17 protein-coding genes are annotated in these 15,987 nt (G+C 65.4%); 5 read left to right on the forward strand and 12 right to left on the reverse strand.

The features are described 5' to 3' along the window. Positions 1-16: 16 nt before the first annotated feature. The 7 genes from JQ617_RS20330 to JQ617_RS20360 form a co-directional block, all read right to left on the reverse strand. Positions 17-931 carry a DUF1932 domain-containing protein gene (locus JQ617_RS20330; RefSeq protein ID WP_502754886.1) on the reverse strand — a complete coding sequence of 305 codons (915 nt, stop codon included), beginning with the start codon at positions 929-931 and terminating at the stop codon, positions 17-19. Beyond that, on the reverse strand, positions 931-1,800 hold the full coding sequence (locus JQ617_RS20335) for a substrate-binding domain-containing protein (protein ID WP_212027843.1): 870 nt from the start codon (positions 1,798-1,800) through the stop codon (positions 931-933). Before JQ617_RS20335 ends, JQ617_RS20330 begins: the two co-directional genes overlap by 1 nt. 21 nt (positions 1,801-1,821) lie before the next feature. Beyond that, positions 1,822-2,505: a 4-carboxy-4-hydroxy-2-oxoadipate aldolase/oxaloacetate decarboxylase gene (locus tag JQ617_RS20340; protein ID WP_063684549.1), complete on the reverse strand. Its 684-nt coding sequence runs from the start codon at positions 2,503-2,505 to the stop codon at positions 1,822-1,824. Beyond that, positions 2,502-3,215 (reverse strand): PIG-L deacetylase family protein, encoded by a 714-nt coding sequence (locus tag JQ617_RS20345; RefSeq protein WP_011086622.1) that lies wholly within the window; start codon positions 3,213-3,215, stop codon positions 2,502-2,504. The genes JQ617_RS20340 and JQ617_RS20345 overlap by 4 nt, the downstream gene beginning before the upstream one ends. A gap of 68 nt (positions 3,216-3,283) precedes the next feature. Continuing rightward, entirely contained in the window at positions 3,284-4,585 is a 1,302-nt protein-coding gene (gene dctA, locus JQ617_RS20350; protein ID WP_212027844.1) for a C4-dicarboxylate transporter DctA, read from the reverse strand. Further along, the gene (locus JQ617_RS20355; RefSeq protein WP_212027845.1) at positions 4,582-5,466 is read right to left on the reverse strand and encodes an amidohydrolase family protein; all 885 of its coding nucleotides are present in this window, start codon (positions 5,464-5,466) and stop codon (positions 4,582-4,584) included. The genes dctA and JQ617_RS20355 overlap by 4 nt, the downstream gene beginning before the upstream one ends. Positions 5,467-5,495: 29 nt before the next feature. Then, the gene (locus JQ617_RS20360; RefSeq protein ID WP_063684553.1) at positions 5,496-6,206 is read right to left on the reverse strand and encodes a TetR/AcrR family transcriptional regulator; all 711 of its coding nucleotides are present in this window, start codon (positions 6,204-6,206) and stop codon (positions 5,496-5,498) included. A 114-nt stretch (positions 6,207-6,320) separates the two neighbouring features. Between JQ617_RS20360 and JQ617_RS20365 the strand changes: the two genes are divergently transcribed. The 3 genes from JQ617_RS20365 (at position 6,321) to JQ617_RS20375 (ending at position 9,178) form a co-directional block, all read left to right on the forward strand. Next, positions 6,321-7,301: a tripartite tricarboxylate transporter substrate binding protein gene (locus JQ617_RS20365; RefSeq protein ID WP_212027846.1), complete on the forward strand. Its 981-nt coding sequence runs from the start codon at positions 6,321-6,323 to the stop codon at positions 7,299-7,301. Positions 7,302-7,309: 8 nt separating this feature from the next. Beyond that, on the forward strand, positions 7,310-8,110 hold the full coding sequence (locus JQ617_RS20370; protein ID WP_212027847.1) for an ABC transporter substrate-binding protein: 801 nt from the start codon (positions 7,310-7,312) through the stop codon (positions 8,108-8,110). 150 nt (positions 8,111-8,260) lie between these two features. Further along, positions 8,261-9,178: a PepSY domain-containing protein gene (locus tag JQ617_RS20375; protein WP_212027899.1), complete on the forward strand. Its 918-nt coding sequence runs from the start codon at positions 8,261-8,263 to the stop codon at positions 9,176-9,178. Between the two features lie 13 nt (positions 9,179-9,191). On the opposite strand, the gene JQ617_RS20380 is transcribed toward JQ617_RS20375, so the two are convergent. Next, complete coding sequence (locus tag JQ617_RS20380) at positions 9,192-10,334, reverse strand: mechanosensitive ion channel family protein (protein ID WP_212027848.1); 1,143 nt, start codon at positions 10,332-10,334, stop codon at positions 9,192-9,194. Between the two features lie 125 nt (positions 10,335-10,459). Here JQ617_RS20380 and JQ617_RS20385 point away from each other — a divergent pair, with 125 nt between their 5' ends. Continuing rightward, positions 10,460-11,713: a DUF763 domain-containing protein gene (locus JQ617_RS20385; RefSeq protein ID WP_212027849.1), complete on the forward strand. Its 1,254-nt coding sequence runs from the start codon at positions 10,460-10,462 to the stop codon at positions 11,711-11,713. A gap of 17 nt (positions 11,714-11,730) precedes the next feature. Here JQ617_RS20385 and JQ617_RS20390 read toward each other — a convergent pair whose 3' ends face one another. The 4 genes from JQ617_RS20390 to JQ617_RS20405 form a co-directional block, all read right to left on the reverse strand. Continuing rightward, positions 11,731-11,964 (reverse strand): hypothetical protein, encoded by a 234-nt coding sequence (locus JQ617_RS20390; RefSeq protein ID WP_212027850.1) that lies wholly within the window; start codon positions 11,962-11,964, stop codon positions 11,731-11,733. A gap of 91 nt (positions 11,965-12,055) precedes the next feature. Further along, positions 12,056-13,309 carry a cytochrome P450 family protein gene (locus JQ617_RS20395; protein WP_212027851.1) on the reverse strand — a complete coding sequence of 418 codons (1,254 nt, stop codon included), beginning with the start codon at positions 13,307-13,309 and terminating at the stop codon, positions 12,056-12,058. Between the two features lie 87 nt (positions 13,310-13,396). Beyond that, a complete protein-coding gene (locus tag JQ617_RS20400; protein WP_212027852.1) occupies positions 13,397-13,723 on the reverse strand; it encodes a hypothetical protein in 327 nt (108 codons plus the stop codon). A 97-nt stretch (positions 13,724-13,820) separates the two neighbouring features. After that, positions 13,821-14,594, reverse strand: coding sequence for a ferredoxin--NADP reductase (locus JQ617_RS20405; protein WP_063684561.1), 774 nt, complete (start codon positions 14,592-14,594; stop codon positions 13,821-13,823). Between the two features lie 157 nt (positions 14,595-14,751). On the opposite strand from JQ617_RS20405, the gene JQ617_RS20410 reads away from it, so the two are divergent. Then, entirely contained in the window at positions 14,752-15,948 is a 1,197-nt protein-coding gene (locus JQ617_RS20410) for an amidohydrolase family protein (protein ID WP_063684562.1), read from the forward strand. Positions 15,949-15,987: the final 39 nt, after the last annotated feature.

Raw genomic sequence — 15,987 nt, forward strand, 5'->3', positions numbered from 1 at the left:
AGCAGCCGCGCGGGGTCTACCGCTTGATCTTCGCCAGGATGCGATCAGCCTCGGTGCGCCAGTCGGCGCTGCGAGCGAACGCCTGCGTTCCCTTTGTCCCGAACAGGCCCTCGTCGGCGAGATCGGCGACCCAGGCCTGACGCTCGGCCGTGCCCTGCGCGGACCAAGGCGTCAGCCCCGCCTCGCGCACGGTCTCTGCGACCTCGCGCACTTCCTCCGCGCGCCGGCGGCCGTGCTCGATCACGCGCTGGAAGCAATAGGCGCCCTGCTTCTCCCAATCGATGGCGGGGAATGTCTCGGCGAGTGACGCCAGCACGGCGTCTTCGACACCATAGGCGCGCGCGGTCGTAAAACTCTCGATGACCATGGCCTCGAGGCCCTTGATCATGATGCTGCGGCACATCTTCACCGCCGAGGAGACGCCCAGCTTGTCGCTGGCGACCTTGGCCGCAAAACCAATCGCATTCAGGAGTGGCTCCAGCTCCCTTGCGCCGGCGCCTCCGAGCAACAGCGGCACCTTGATCCGATACGGCGGCACCGACGTCATCACCGCGCCCTCGACATAGCGCCCGGCCGCGCCGTCGATCAGCGCCGCGGCGCGCTGCTTGGCACCGGGTGAGGCCGAGTTGAAGTCGAGGAACCAGGTGCCCTGGTTGAGCGCGGCTGCGCAGGCCTTCGCGACCGGCACGGCCTGGCTCGCAGTCACCGCGGAGATGATGAAGTCGGATTTCGCCGTCAGCTCGGCGTGGGAGGCCGCAAGCGTCACGCCGTGCCTTGCGGCATGCTCCTGCAGCGGTGCGCCCTGCTCGCCACCGAGCTTGATGTCATAGGCTGCGACCTTGATGTCCTGCCGGCGCAGATCCTCGGCCAGGATCCGGCCGACCTCGCCATAGCCGACCAGCCCTATCTGCCATCGCTTCGGATCAGCCATCAGTTCAATCCTCGTGTCGTGGGGTCGAACAGCTCCTCGACCGCATAGCGGCGCGGGATCAGCGCCTGCTGGAAGGCGTAGTCGACGATCAGCTCGAGCGGCTTTCTGTTGGCTTCGATCCCGAACGGCAGGAGATCGGGTGTTGCCGCCGGCCCCACCTGCTCCTTGTTCCGCTTGAGCAGATCATAGACGCCGGCAACGACATCGGGACGCGATTTCGCGAGGCTCTCGGTCACGACCACGAGATGATTGACCGGGACGACGCCGCGCCGCGCATACCATTTTGCGGCCTCCGCGGCCGGATCGGGGAAGACCGGCTTCAGCTTGGGATTATCAGAGGTCTCGCCGAGAACGGCATCGAGCTCGCCATCGAGCAGCATCTGCAGCACCTTCTTGTCCTTCGGCGCGCGCTCGGTGGTGTCGACATATTCGGCGACGTGCGGGTCCTCGAACGTCACCCATTTGATCTTGCCGAGATTGACGCCGTAATCGTTGGCCAAAATGCCCCTGATCCAGGCGCCGGTCGTCGTCGTGAACGAGCGGATGCCGACGCGCTTGCCTTCGAGATCGGACGGGCCGAGCGTTCCGTGTGCGGGATTGTAGAGCGCGTAGGAATGCTGGAAGCGGCCGAGCATGGTCGCCGGCAGCAGCACCAGCGGCTTGCCATGGGCTTTCGCCATCAGATAGGTGACGATCGCCATCTCGCAGACGTCGAACGCCTGCTCGCGCACCATCGGCTTGAACGCCGTGTTGGTCGGCGTGTACTCGATGAAGTCGAGGTCGAAGAGGTCGGAGCGGAGCGCGCCGCTCTTCACCGCCTGGACATGGGGATGACTGCCGACAACGGCCTTCAGCTTCAGACGATCCATCGGTGCGCTCCGCGACTTGCTTCAGACGTCCTCGGGATTGTCGACATAAACGAGCCCGGCCTTCGCCAGGGCCTCGCGCATGCTGTACATGTCGAGGCCCAGCTCGCCCGAGGCTAGCCGCTTGCGCTTGCCGCCCTCGTCCGCGTTGCGCTTCTTCGCCTTCTCGGCGACCTCCGCGGCATAACGCTTCGGCACCACGACGACGCCGTCGTCATCGGCGACGATGATGTCGCCGGGATCGACGTTGACGCCGGCACACACCACGGGGATGTTGACCGAGCCGAGCGTAGCCTTCACCGTTCCCTTGGCTGAGACCGCGCGCGACCACACCGGGAAATTCATCTCGTGCAGCGCTTTGACGTCGCGGCAGCCGGCATCGATGATCAGCCCCTGCACGCCGCGCGCCTGCAGCGAGGTCGCGAGCAACTCGCCGAACATGCCGTCGGTGTTGTCGGTGGTGCAACCGACGACGAGGATGTCGCCCTTCTTGCACTGCTCGACAGCGACATGGATCATCCAGTTGTCGCCCGGCTGGGCCAACACGGTGACGGCGGGACCGGCAATCGACGCACCCGCCCAGACCGGACGCAGATATGGCTTCATCAGGCCGATGCGACCATAGGCCTCGTGCACGGTCGAGACGCCGTACTCCGCCATCCCCGCGGGATCGGCTCGCTTGATGTTGCGAACGACGACGGGCTTCATGCCAGTTCCTCCGCGACGGTCGGGAACAGGCGCTGATAGGCCTCGCCATAGGTCATGGGCACGCCGGTGTTGCGGCTGCCCTGGATGCCGCGGTTGAGCGCCACGCGCTCGTAATAACCCCAGAGATGCTTTTGCGCGGCGAGGATCTGGAACGCCTCGTACTTCTCCTTCCAGACCTCGTCGATCTTGAGCAACAGGTCCGGCTTGTAGTTGCACTGCTCGGGCTGGTGCGGCTCGAACAGGAACACCGGAGGTGCGGAATATTTATACTGCGCGCCGGGTTTGTGGCCCATCGCCTGCGCCACAACGCGGGTCTCCTGCGCGAAATGCGCCGCGTTCGGATGGTCGAAATTGTAGGGGTCTTCCAGCGCGTGGGTCAGCACGAAGCTCGGGTTGAGCTCGCGGTAGATGTCGACCATGCGGTCGAAATGCGCTTCCGTCAGCTTGAGCGGATAGTCGCCGCAATCGAAGAACTCGATCTCGGCACCGAGCAGCTTGGCCGCCCGCTCCGCCTCGTCCTTGCGGCCGGCCTTGACCGATTCCAGCGTTGCGCCCTTCTCTTTCCAGGCGAACTGGCTCTCGCCGCGCTCGCCGAAGGACATGCAGACGATCTTCATGCGATAGCCTTTCTTCGCATGCAGCGCGATGGCGCCGCCGGCGCGCCAGACGAAATCGCCGGGATGGGCGGTGACGACAAGACCTGTTTTCATGGGAGCACTCCCCTCTTTCGTTCGTAAACATCATAAGCCGCCCGCCTCACGCCGGCAGCAGGTTCATTTCAAGCGACGGCGGCCGCAGCTTCCTCGCCGTCAAGCACGCGCCTCAACCGCTCGCCGTCGAGCGCGCCTTCCCATTTGGCGATCGCGATGGTCGCGACCGTGTTCCCGATCAGATTGGTCGGCGTCAGCCCCTGCGACATCAGGCGATGGATGCCGAGCACCAGCGCGACGCTCGTCACCGGAATGGTGCCGGTGGCCGACAGCGTCGCCGCGAGCACGACGAAGGCGGCGCCTGCGATCCCCGCCGCGCCCTTGGAGGTCACCAGCAGGATCAGCAAAAGCTCGATCTGCTCGGCGAGCCCGAACGGCGTGTTGGTCGCCTGCGCCAGAAACACCGAGGCAGCGGCAAGGTAGAGGCAAGTACCGTCGAGATTGAAGGAGTAGCCGGTCGGGATCACCAGCCCGACCACGCTCTTTTCGCAGCCGGCCTTCTCCAACTTGGTCAGCATCCGCGGCAGCACCGTCTCCGACGAGGTCGTGGCGATGCAGATCAAGAGCTCTTCCCAGATGTAGCGGATCAGCTTGAGCAGCGAGAATCCGCAGAGCCGCGCGACGGGGCCGAGCGCAATGACAACGAAGACGACGCAGGTCAGATAGAAGCCGCCCAGGAGCTTGCCGAGCGAGGCCAGCGATCCCACGCCGAACTTGCCGACCGTAAAGGCAATCGCGCCGAACGCGCCGATCGGTGCCGCCCACATCACGAAGCCGACGACGGCAAACACCATCCTGGCGGCGATGTCGATCAGATGCACCAGTGGCGCGGCCCTCTCGCCGAGCTGCACCAGCGCAAAGCCGCACAGCACGGAGATGAACAGCACCTGGAGGATGTTGCCTTCCGCAAAGGCGCCGATGAACGTCGCGGGCACGATGTTCATCAGGAACGGCACGAAGCCGATGGCGCCGGTCTGCTTGACGTAAGGCTCGATCGCGCTGGCATTGATGCTGGCGGGATCGATGTTCATGCCGACGCCGGGCCGGAGCAGGTTCACCGCGATGAGACCGATGATCAGCGCGATCGTGGTCATGATCTCGAAATAGATGATCGCCTTCACCGCAACGCGCCCGACCCGCGCCATGTCGGCCATGTGCGCAATGCCGTGCACGACGGTGCAGAAGATGATCGGCGCGATCAGCATCCGGATCGCCCTGATGAAGGCATCCCCGAGCGGCTGCATCCTGGCGCCGGCCTCGGGATTGACGATCCCAAGCGCGATGCCGGCCGCCATGGCGATGAGCACCTGGATCCAGAGCTCCTTCCACCAGGCGCGGCCGCGCGGCTTGTCGATCGCCATCGCCGTCATCGGTCGAACTCGAACAGGCGCGCGGGATTGTCGACCAGGATCTTCTGCTGGAACTCCGGCTCCGGCGCGAACAGCGGGATCAGATCGACGAGGTCGCCGTCACTCGGCATCACCTTGACGTTGGGATGCGGCCAATCGGTGCCCCAGATGACGCGGTCGGGCGCGGTCTCCACGATCTTTCGCGCGAACGGCACGGCATCGGTGAACGGCGGGCCGGCAGAAGAGACGCGCTCGGAGCCGCAGATCTTGACCCAGCACTTCTCGTCGCGCTGCATCAGCTCGATCAGGATTTTGAACGGCAGCTGATCGAGCCCTTCGGACGCCTTTACGCGACCCATATGGTCGATGGTGTAGCTGAGTGGCAGCCTGGTCAGCATGTCCGCATATTCAGGCAAATCGATCGCGTCGAAATGCAGATCGATGTGCCAGCCGAGCGGTGTGACCATCGCGATGATGCGGTCGAACACGCGCTTGTCGGGAACGCCGCCGAGATGGCGGACGAAATTGAAGCGACAGCCGCGGAAGCCGCCCTCGTGCAGCACGCGGAGTTCCCGCTCGGTGATGCTGTCGTCGATGTTGGCGACCGCGCGATAGGCCCCGTTACTCTGCGCGATCGCATCGAGCGCCACTGTGTTGTCGGTGCCGTGCACGCTGGCATTGACGATGACGGCCCGCTCCACGCCGAGCTTGGCATGCAGCTTACGAAAATCCTCAAGCGGCGCATCGGGCGGCGTGTAGGAACGGTCAGGCGCATAAGGATATTTCGCGCCTGGCCCAAAGATATGGCAATGCGCGTCGCAGGACAGTCTTGGAAGCTTGAACTTCGGCGTGCGCGTGTTCGGATCGGGCGGCGGAATGGTCGGCGTGTACAACATCGTCATCACTTCAACCGCCGAACGAGAGTGCTTCTTCAGGCCTTGCTGGTGACAGCCGGCCGCCGGCGCGCTGGCGCGGCCTGGTCCAGCGCCGGCGCCTGGAACGCGGCGACGGTGGCCTGCACCAATTGCTCGATCGCGCCCGCGGCATCGCTGCCGTCAGCCTCGCCGCGCGACAGGCGCGAGACGCGGTCCGGCGTCACCAGTGAATAATAGAGTGCGCCGAGCAGGAAATGGCTGCGCCAGACGATATCGGTGCGCGGAATATGCGGCAGGCTCTCGTGGATCGCGTCGATGAAGGCGTGGCTGGTGTCGTCGAAGGTCTGCGCGATGATTTTTCGCGCGACCTCGTTGCCCTCGGCCGACATCACCGCGCGCAGCCGCGTGAAGCGCGCCCCGCCGCCGGCGAGATCGCTGCCCGAGGTGAAGGCCGGCACGACATAGGCGCGCACGATCGCCTCCAGCCGGTCCTGCAGATCGCGCACGCGTTTTGCGGCAGCCAGCAGCTCGGAGCGGCGCAGGTTCATGGGACCGCAGTGCCGCCGGTAGATTTCCAGCAGCAGGCCGTCCTTGGTCTTGAAATGATAGGTCACGCTGCCGGGATTGGCCCCGGCGGCCTGCGCGATGTCGCGCACCGACACGGCATTGAAGCCGTTGGTGGCGAACAGCTCCTCGGCCGCGGCGAGGATCGCCTCGCGCATGTTCGGCTTGCGGGCCGTTTCCTTGCTGGTGGGCTTGCGTACCATGTGATTTGTACTATCGTACAAAAGATCAGGTCTCGTCAACAAAAACCATGGGTATCGCCCCGGACGGCTTCGAGACCGCCATCCGCGCGCAAACGACCTCTAGGAGTGCTGGGAATGCTGGGTTTGAACAAGACAATCGCCGGCTTGATGCTGGGCGCCGGCCTGCTGCTGGCGGGTAGCCCCGCGCAGGCGGCCGACAATTATCCGAGCAAGCCGGTGCACATTCTGGTGCCCTACGCCGCCGGCGGCGCGGTCGACGTCCTCGCCCGCACGCTCGCCCAGGCGCTGGCCAAGACCTGGGGCCAGCAGCCCGTGGTCGACAACCGTCCGGGCGCCGGCGGCATCGTCGCCTCGCAGGCGCTGACCCAGGCCGCGCCCGACGGGTACACGCTGATCCTGGTCGCCAGCGGCCATCCGCTCAACCAGTTCATCTATCCGAGCGTGCCCTACGACACCTTCAAGGATTTCACCGCGATCACCGAGGTCGCCTCCTCGCCGCTCGCGATCGTGGTGGCCAAGGACAGCCCCTACAAGACGCTCGGCGATCTCCTGGCCGCCGCCAAGAAGGAGCCCGACAAGCTCTCCTATGGCATGTCCGGCAACGGCACGTCGGCGCATCTGGCCGGCGAGCTCTTGAAGCACATGTCCGGCACGAAGATCGTCGCGATCCCCTACAAGGGCGGCGCGCCGGCGCTCACGGCCGTGATCGCCGGTGAGATCCCGCTCAGCATCAATCCGCTGGCGGAGGCGATCGGCCAGCTCGAAGGCGGCCCGGTGCGCGCGCTCGCGGTGACCTCGGCCGAGCGCTCCAAGGCACTGCCGAATGTTCCGACGGTCGCCGAGTCCGGCGTGCCCGGCTACGACGTCTCGGTCTGGTGGGGTGTATTGGGCCCTGCAAGGATGCCGCCGGAGATCGTGGCGAAGCTCGAGACCGATCTGAAGGCGGCGCTCCAGGATCCGAACGTGCTGTCCACGCTCGGCAAGATCGGCGCAGCCCCGGTCGGCTCCTCCGCCAAGGAGTTTGACGCCTACATGCACGCCGAGGCGACCAAATGGGAGCCGGTGCTGAAGGCCGCCAACATCAAGGCGCAGTGAGGTCTCCGATGAGAACCGTTTCTGGACGCCTCGCGCGCACCGCCCTGCTCGGTGCTGCGATCATCGGCCTTCTCAGTGCGCCCGCGCGAGCCGACGGCGAAGCAAAGCTGCTGGCGCCGAGCGGCACCTTGCGCGTCGGCATCTATCCGGGCAGTCCGACCTCGATGGTGACGGATGCGAGCGGCAAGCCGCACGGCCTCGCCTACGATCTTGGCGGTGAGCTCGCCAAGCGGCTCGGCGTCGGCGTCGACTATGTCCGCTTCCAGCGCGTCGCCGACATCGTCACCGCGATCCACGACGGCCAGGTCGATTTCACCGTGACCAACGCCACACCGGCCCGCGCCAATGACGTCAGCTTCAGCCAGCCGGTGCTCTCGATCGAGCTCGGCTATCTCGTCCCCGCGAACTCGCCGCTCGCCAAAGTCGAGGACATCGACAGACCGGGCGTGAAGATCGGCGTCACCAAGGGCTCGACCTCGGAGCGGACGCTGCCGGCGAAATTCAAGAACGCGACCATCGTTCCCGCCGAGAGTGTCAAGGTCGCCATCGCCATGTTCGGCCGGGGCGAGATCGATCTCTACGCCACCAACAAGCCGACGTTGTTCGAGATGTCCGACCAGATGCCGGGCGCGAAAATCCTCGACGGCAATTGGGGGCTGGAGCACATGGCGATCGCGGTCCCCAAAGGACGCGAGGATGCGCTCCCCTTGCTCAACCGCTTCGTGACGGAGGAGCAGTCCTCCGGCGCGCTGGACACGATCCAGCAGCAGGCAGGCCTCCGCGGCGCGAGCAAGGCGACGCGCGAGTAGGCCCCGAAAACCTGCGAACGATTGGCGATCTCAGATCGCCAATCGCGCGGACTCCATTTGCTGCAAATCAACGCAACAATATGGACAAAGCGTCATTTGTCTTCGGCGCTGCGTTGGGCAACCAAAGCCTGGCATCGCCGGAGACAGAGAATGAGCAAACCTTTGTTGTTGACACTTCATCGCTGGATCACGCTGGTCTTTGCACTTCCCCTGTTCGCGGTCATCGCCACCGGACTGATCCTGTCTTTCGAGCCGCTGGTGCAAGTCAGTGGCACCAAGGGTCCTGCCATCGATCCCGGACGCATCATCGCGCTGGTGAAGACGTACGATCCGGACGGCAAGGCGCGCGGAGTTTCGATCAATGCGGCTGGTCAGCGGATGACGCTGCAGGGCTCCGGCACCCCGGCGATCGACCTCGTGACCGGCGCACCTGCCGCTACCGGCTCCGGCCTCAGCGATCTTTTCCTGTGGGCGCGCATCACGCACGAACGGCTGCTTGGCCAAGCGTGGCTGGTGACAAGCTCGACCGTCGCCATGGTCACGCTGATGGTGCTCGGCATCGTCATGGGACTGCCGCGGCTGCGCAACACGCTCTCCGGATGGCACAAGGGCACAGCCTGGTTCGCGCTGCCCCTGATCCTGCTCAGCCCGTTGACCGGCCTGTGCATGGCGTTCGGCCTGACGTTTCAGAACGGAGCCGCTCCGGCCGGCGCTGGGCGTCCGATTGCCCTTCTCGAAGCTGTTCGCATGGTCGCGGACCAGCACGATCTCACTCAAGTAATCTCGATCGGCACGCGCGGCGGCCGCATCATGGCGCGACTCTACGACGGCGGCGAGCTGCGCGCCTACGCCGTCAATTCGAGCGGTGTCACGCCGCTGCCCCGCAACTGGCCGCGCCTGATCCATGAAGGAAACTGGTCGGCCCGGATCGCGTCGCCCCTCAATGTGATCACCTCGCTCGCGCTTCTGACGCTGCTGACGACAGGCCTGCTGATCTGGGGGCGGCGGAAGCTGCGCAAGCCGCGCCCGCGCGCCGGCAGGCAAGCCGCCGTCGCCGGAGCTGCCTAGCCCCCTGCCCCGCTCAGTTGCGTGCGCTCGCCCGCATCTTCTCCGGCGGCACGATGCCCCGCACGAGATCGGCATCGTCATTGCCCGAAGGGATCAGGATCGCACGTTCGCGCGGCAGGGCTTCCGGCATCTCGTCGCGAATGAAGGCGACGAGCTTCTCCCGGATCTCGCAGCGCAAGTCCCAGGACTGCGGCGCATTCCGGGCGCTGACCAGTGCGCGGAGCTCGATGGTGCGTGAATCGGCGTCGATCACCTGGAGATTGACCACCGCGCCGTCCCATAGTTTCGACTGCTTCACCGCCTCCTCCAGCCAGCGCCGGATCCGCGGCACGTCAGCGCGATAGTCGACATGGAGCGCGATCACGCCGATCAGGGATGCCGTGTCGCGGGTCCAGTTCTGGAACGGCTTTTCGATGAAGTAGGACAGCGGGACCACCATGCGGCGCCAGTCCCACAGCCGGATCACCACATAGGTGGAGGCGATGTCCTCGACCCAGCCCCACTCGTTCTCGATGATCACGGCATCCTCGATCCGGATCGGTTGGGTGATTGCGATCTGCAGGCCCGCGATGAGGTTGCTGAGCAGCGGACGGGCGGCAAGACCGACGATGATACCGGCGGCACCTGCGGAGGCGAACAGGCTGACGCCGTATTGCCTCACCGAGTCGAACGTCATCAGCGCGGTCGAGACCGTGATGATGACGATGATGATGTCGGTGACGCGCTTGAACACGCGCACCTGCGTGACATGCTTGCGCGCGATGAGATTTTCGCTGACGTCGCGAAAGTTCTGCAAGTAGCGCGCCGCGCTCATGTCGACGACCCGGATCGAGATCCAGCCGATCAGGGCGATGAAGGCGACGACGAACAGGCTCGTCAGCGGCGTGCGGAAGGCATCGCTCAGCGGCGCAAGCGGCAGCACCAGCGCGACGGCGGCGAGACACAGCGCCAGTTGAGCCGGCCCGGACGTGCGCTCGATGAACACGCCCAGGAGAGGAAGCCGGGTTCCGAAGGCGCGATTGAGCAGCCAGACCGCGAGCCGATAGAAAGTCAGGGCGAGCAGGATCGCCGCTGCGACCAGGCCGAGACCAATGAACCATGTTGGAATCCACCCGAACATCCCGTCGATGTCGGCCATGAGGGCCTGCCAATTCATTCACGTTCCCGGATTGCATTTGCTGAAAGCGCTCAACGCCTCCCGGCCCGCTTCGCTCCCACACTCCGTGCAACGCAGCATTCCTCTGGTGCAACCGTGCCCGATTGCGCTATTCCTAGGCATCCATGACCAGACGAACCGGCAGCGCTGATCTTCCTCTCCACACCGGACGAGTTCCGCCGTGGCTGGCAAGCCGCATGGCTACGCTCGGTGCGATCGTCACGCAGGCGATCGTGCATCATTACGGCCGCGATGCGTTCATGCAGCGCCTGTCGCATCCGTTCTGGTTCCAGTCTTTCGGCGCGGTGATGGGGATGGACTGGCACTCCTCGGGAATCACCACCTCCGTGATCGGCGCGCTGAAGCGCGGGCTCGGCCCGCTCCAGGACGAGCTCGGCATCTATGTCTGCGGTGGCCGCGGCCAGCATTCGCGCAAGACGCCGGACGAGCTGCTGCAGCTCGGCGACCGCGTCGGCTTCGATGGCGTGAAGCTGACGCGTGCCAGCCGTCTCGTGGCCAAGGTCGACAGCGCAGCGGTGCAGGACGGCTTTGATCTCTATCTTCACGGCTTCTTCGTCACCACCGAGGGAAAATGGACGGTGGTGCAGCAGGGCATGAACGGCGACAAACGCCAGGCCCGTCGCTATCACTGGCATTCGGAAGCGCTGAAGAGCTTTGTCGATGCGCCGCACAGCGCGATCGACGGCCCGCAGCAAGGCGAGATCGTCAACCTCACCGACCATCGTGCCGACGTCTCGCGCACCGCGCAGCTCGAGCTCTTGAGCGATCTCGGTCCGGACCGCATCCTCACTGAATTCGAGCGGCTCACCGGCACCGCGTCCGAGCCTGCGCAGGCGATGCTGCCGCACCTGATCATGCCTGCCCATCACGATGTCAGGCCCAAGGATGTGTTCGCGCGGCGCCTTCACGGCACGCTGGCTGCGGCGGCCGAGCGCGGCCCGGTCGACTTTCCGGAATTGCTGCTGACGCCCGGCGTCGGCGCGCGCACCGTGCGCTCGCTGGCGATGGTGGCCGAGGTCGTGCACGGCGCGCCCTATCGCTTCACCGACCCCGCGCGCTTCTCGCTCGCCCATGGCGGCAAGGACCGGCATCCCTATCCCGTCCCGATCAAGGTCTACGACGAGACCATCCGCGTGCTGAAGGGCGCGATCCAGAACGCAAGGCTTGGCCGCGAGGAAGAGATGCAGGCGATCAGGCGTCTCGACGACCAGGCGCGGCGGCTCGAGCGCAGCGCGAGCGGTCCGTCCGTCGAAGCCTATATCGCCGGTGAACGCGCCGCTTCACCCGATCTCGACGGCCGCTCGGTGTTCGGCTGGGAGCGCGATCTGGTTTCTTCCAGGAAATCGACCGGCTCCTGAGCGCGTCGGCGCATCGCCTACTCTTCCGGCTCCTCGTCGTCCGTGAGCCGGTTGGCCGAGTGGTCCTGATATTGCTCGGTCTGGATGAACTTGCTGTCCATGCCTCTGATGTCGGAATGCTGCGCCTTGTCGCGGTTCGACAGGATCATGTTGTCGCCGATCTTGTCCTTGGGGATGTCCGTCAACGCTCCGTTACCCGCACCCTTGCCGTGCGCGCCTGAGCCGATATGCGTCTTGCCTCCGTGGGGCATGGATTGCTCCATCATCATTGTCCACATCGGGCCAACGCAGGCACCGCGGAGTTTGTTTCGCGGTTGCATCAGGGAACGATGAAGTTCCCGTTCAGCTTGCCAGCAGTTGCTCTTCCTCGCGCGGCTGCTGTCTTCCACCGGCATCGGCCACCACGGGCAGTTTCGCAATCATGCGAATCCCCGGCCGCTTGCGCCAGTGGATCTGCGAGGCATCAACGGCGAGGCCAAGCCGCGGCCAGCGCGTGAACAGGGCCTGCAGCGCGCTGGCAGCCTCGATGCGCGCGAGCTGGTGCCCGAGGCAGAAATGGATTCCCGTGCCAAACGACATGTGGCGGTTGGGCTTGCGCTCGAGATCGAGCCGCTCCGGCTGGTCGTGCACCGCCGGGTCCATGTTCGCCGCCGCGAGCATGACCATGACGCGGTCGCCCTTCTTCAGGCGCACGCCGTCCAACTCGACATCCCGCCGCACATAGCGCGGCTTCGAAAACTGAACCGGCGAGACGAACCGCAGGAACTCCTCGACGGCGAGCGAGGCGCGGCTCCAGTCCTCCTCCAGCCAGTCACGCAAGCCGGGGTTCTTTAGCAGCTCGTAGACCGACCCGCTGATCAGATGCGTCGTCGTCTCCGAGCCCGCCGCGAGCAGCAGAAACACCATCGCCACCATCTCGTCGGGCGTGATCTGGCCGCCCTCGCGCTCGACCTGCACCAGCTCCGCGATCAGCCCCTCGCCGCCCTGCTCGCGCGCGCGCTGCAACTGCCCCTGCAGATAGCGTCGCATCTTGCGCAGCGCGAACATCAGGCGGACGACGCTGACGATGCCGGTCAGCGAGGACATCGCGCTGGCCCAGGCAATGAACCGGGCGCGATCGGCCATGGGCAGGCCGAGCAGTTCGGAGATGACCGACAGCGGCAGGATGCGCGCATAGTGCTCGACGAGATCGGCCGGAGCTCCGCCCGCAAACAGCCCCGCGGCAAGGTCGTCGGCAATGGCGCGGATCCGCGGCTCCATCGCCACGATGGCACGGCGGCGGAAGGCCTCGTCCACGATGCCGCGCAGCCGCGTGTGGTCCGGCTCATCCATCGTCAGCATGTTGTTGGCGATGGTCGTGACGAGTTTGGGCATCCACCAGCGGATGCTCGCGACCTCGCCGCCTTCCTTGCGCAGCGTGAAGGTCGCACTGTCCTTCAGCACCTGCGCGGTGGCGTCGTGGGTCGTCGTGATCCAGACGTCGCCGACCAGCGGAAAGCGCGTCGCCACCACGGGGCCCTGCGCGCGCAGCGCCGCGATGGCCTTGGGTGGATCGCGGAAAAAAGCCTCGCTGGTGAAATCGAGGCGCGGGGTCATGGAATCACCGGCGGTTGTTGCGCCTCAACCAGATGGGATGCGGAGCAGCCGGCGCAAGGCCGGAACTCTCGTTCCGCCCCGGAGGACCTAGCCGCGTCCCGGCGAGCGGTGGCCGGTCTTGCGCTGCTGCTGGTTGGTATAGGAGTCCCAATGGCTCCAGCTGCCGTTGCTGAGGCTCTGCATGTCGGTGCCGAGTGGACGGCGCGTGCGCTTGTCGTGATCGGCGATGACGCGCTCGGATTGCGCGATCTTGCGCTTCAGTTCCGCGATCGTCTTCTGGGTCTGGCCGTTCCGCTTCGAGGACGCGATCTCGCCCATCGTGAAGCGCGCGGTCTCGAGCGCCTTCAGCTCGGCGCGGTTCTTCTTCAACTGAACCCGGTGCCAGGCGATGTTGCTGTCGCTGTCCGCAACCATGTGGGAACTCCCGCTGATTCGCTCCCACAAGTGTATCAAGCGCCGAATCGGCGCGGCAACGCCCGCCAGAGGGCGAAAATACGGTCTTATTGCGGGCTTACCGCTCGGCGAAGGCCTTCTCGACCACGAACTGGGCCGGTTCGCCGTGGTTGCCCTCGACGAAGCCGCGCTCGCCGAGCAGCACGCGGGTGTCCGCCACCAGCGCCGGGCTGCCGCAGATCATGACGCGGTCATGGGCGGCTTCCAGCATCGGAAGGCCGATATCGCTGAACAGCTTGCCCGAGGTGATGAGGTCGGTGATGCGGCCGCGGTTGCGGAAGGGATCGCGGGTCACCGTCGGGTAGTAGATCAGCTGGTTCTGGATGTACTCGCCGAGCAGCTCGTCCTTCGGCAGGTGCTCGGTGATCATCTCGCCATAGGCGAGCTCCTTCACGTGCCGGCAGCCGTGCAGCAGAACGACCTTCTCGAACCGCTCGTAGGTCTCGGGGTCCTTGATCACGCTCAGGAACGGGGCAAGGCCGGTGCCGGTGCCGATCAGGTAGAGGTTGCGGCCCTCTTCCAGATTGTCGATCACCAGCGTTCCGGTGGCCTTGCGGCTGACGATGATCTCGTCGCCTTCCTTCAGATGCTGGAGGCGCGAGGTCAGCGGACCGTCAGGCACCTTGATCGAGAAGAACTCCAGCGTCTCCTCGTAATTGGCGCTGGCGACGCTGTAGGCCCGCAGCAGCGGCTTCTCGCCGACCTTGAGCCCGATCATGGTGAACTCGCCGTTGCGGAAACGGAAGGTCGGGCTGCGGGTGGTCTTGAAGGAGAACAGCGTGTCGGTCCAGTGGTGGACGCTCAAAACGCTTTCCTGATTGAAATTGCTCATCTCACCTATCCGTGTCGCGTCAATGCGGTTCCGAGGCGGGCAGCTATGCGTCGTTTGTACACGATCATTCGTACACTAATGAATAATCCTGCTTGATCCCGCGGTCAAGGCTGCCCAAGATCGAAAGCGTTGCAGTTAGGAATAAGGAGCCCCTTCCATGGCGCATGACGCACCCCAGGCCACCGGACCCTCGAAGCTCGTGATCCGGAATATCGGCCTGATCCTGTCCGGCGCCCTGGAAAAGCCGATCCTGGACGGCGACACCATCGTCGCCGAGAACGGCAAGATCACCGCGATCGGCCGCTACAAGGACCTCAACACCGAAGGCGCGACCACCATCGTCGAGGCCAACGGCACCACGGTCGCGCCGGGCCTGATCGACAGCCACGTCCATCCCGTCGCGGGCGACTGGACGCCCCGCCAGAACCAGATCGGCTGGATCGACAGCAATCTGCATGGCGGCGTCACCACGATGATTTCCGCCGGCGAAGTGCACATGCCCGGCCGCCCGCGCGACGTCGTCGGGCTGAAGGCGATGGCCATCTTCGCCCAGCGCGCCTTCTGGAATTTGCGGCCCGGCGGCGTGAAGGTTCACGCCGGCGCGCCGGTGATCGAATGCGAGATGGTCGAGGAGGATTTCAAGGAGCTCGCGGCCGCCGGCGTCAAGCTGCTCGGCGAAGTGGGCCTCGGCGGCGTCAAGGACGGCCCCACCGCGCGCAAGATGGTCGGCTGGGCCCGCAAATACGGCATCCAGAGCACGATCCACACCGGCGGCCCCTCGATCCCCGGCTCCGGCCTGATCGACAAGGACGTCGTGCTGGAGGCCGACACCGACGTGGTCGGCCATATCAATGGCGGCCACACCGCGCTGCCCGACGATCAGATCCGCTGCATCTGTGAGGGGTGCAAGCGCGGGCTCGAGATCGTTCACAACGGCAATGAGCGTTCGGCCCTGTTCACGCTGCGCATCGCCCGGGAAATGGGTGACCTGCACCGGGTCATCCTCGGCACCGACGCGCCCGCCGGCTCGGGCGTGCAGCCGCTCGGCATTTTGCGCATGGTCTCGATGCTGTCCTCGCTCGGCGACCTGCCGGCCGAACTCGCCTTTTGCCTCGCCACGGGTAACACCGCGCGGATGCGGCAGCTCGACTGCGGTCTCATTGAAGTCGGCCGCTCCGCCGATTTCGTCGTCATGGACAAGGCCCAGCACTCGCCCGGCAAGAACATCCTGGAGAGCGTCCAGCTCGGCGACCTCCCCGGCATCGGCATGACCATCATCGACGGCATCGTGCGCACCCAGCGCAGCCGCAACACGCCGCCGGCCGGCCGCGTGCCGGAAATCGTGGCGAAGTGACGCAGCCTCCAAGGCTTTGAACAAGACTGCTGCCTGCTG

It is taken from the genome of Bradyrhizobium sp. KB893862 SZCCT0404 (assembly GCF_018130885.1).
Taxonomy (GTDB): domain Bacteria; phylum Pseudomonadota; class Alphaproteobacteria; order Rhizobiales; family Xanthobacteraceae; genus Bradyrhizobium; species Bradyrhizobium stylosanthis.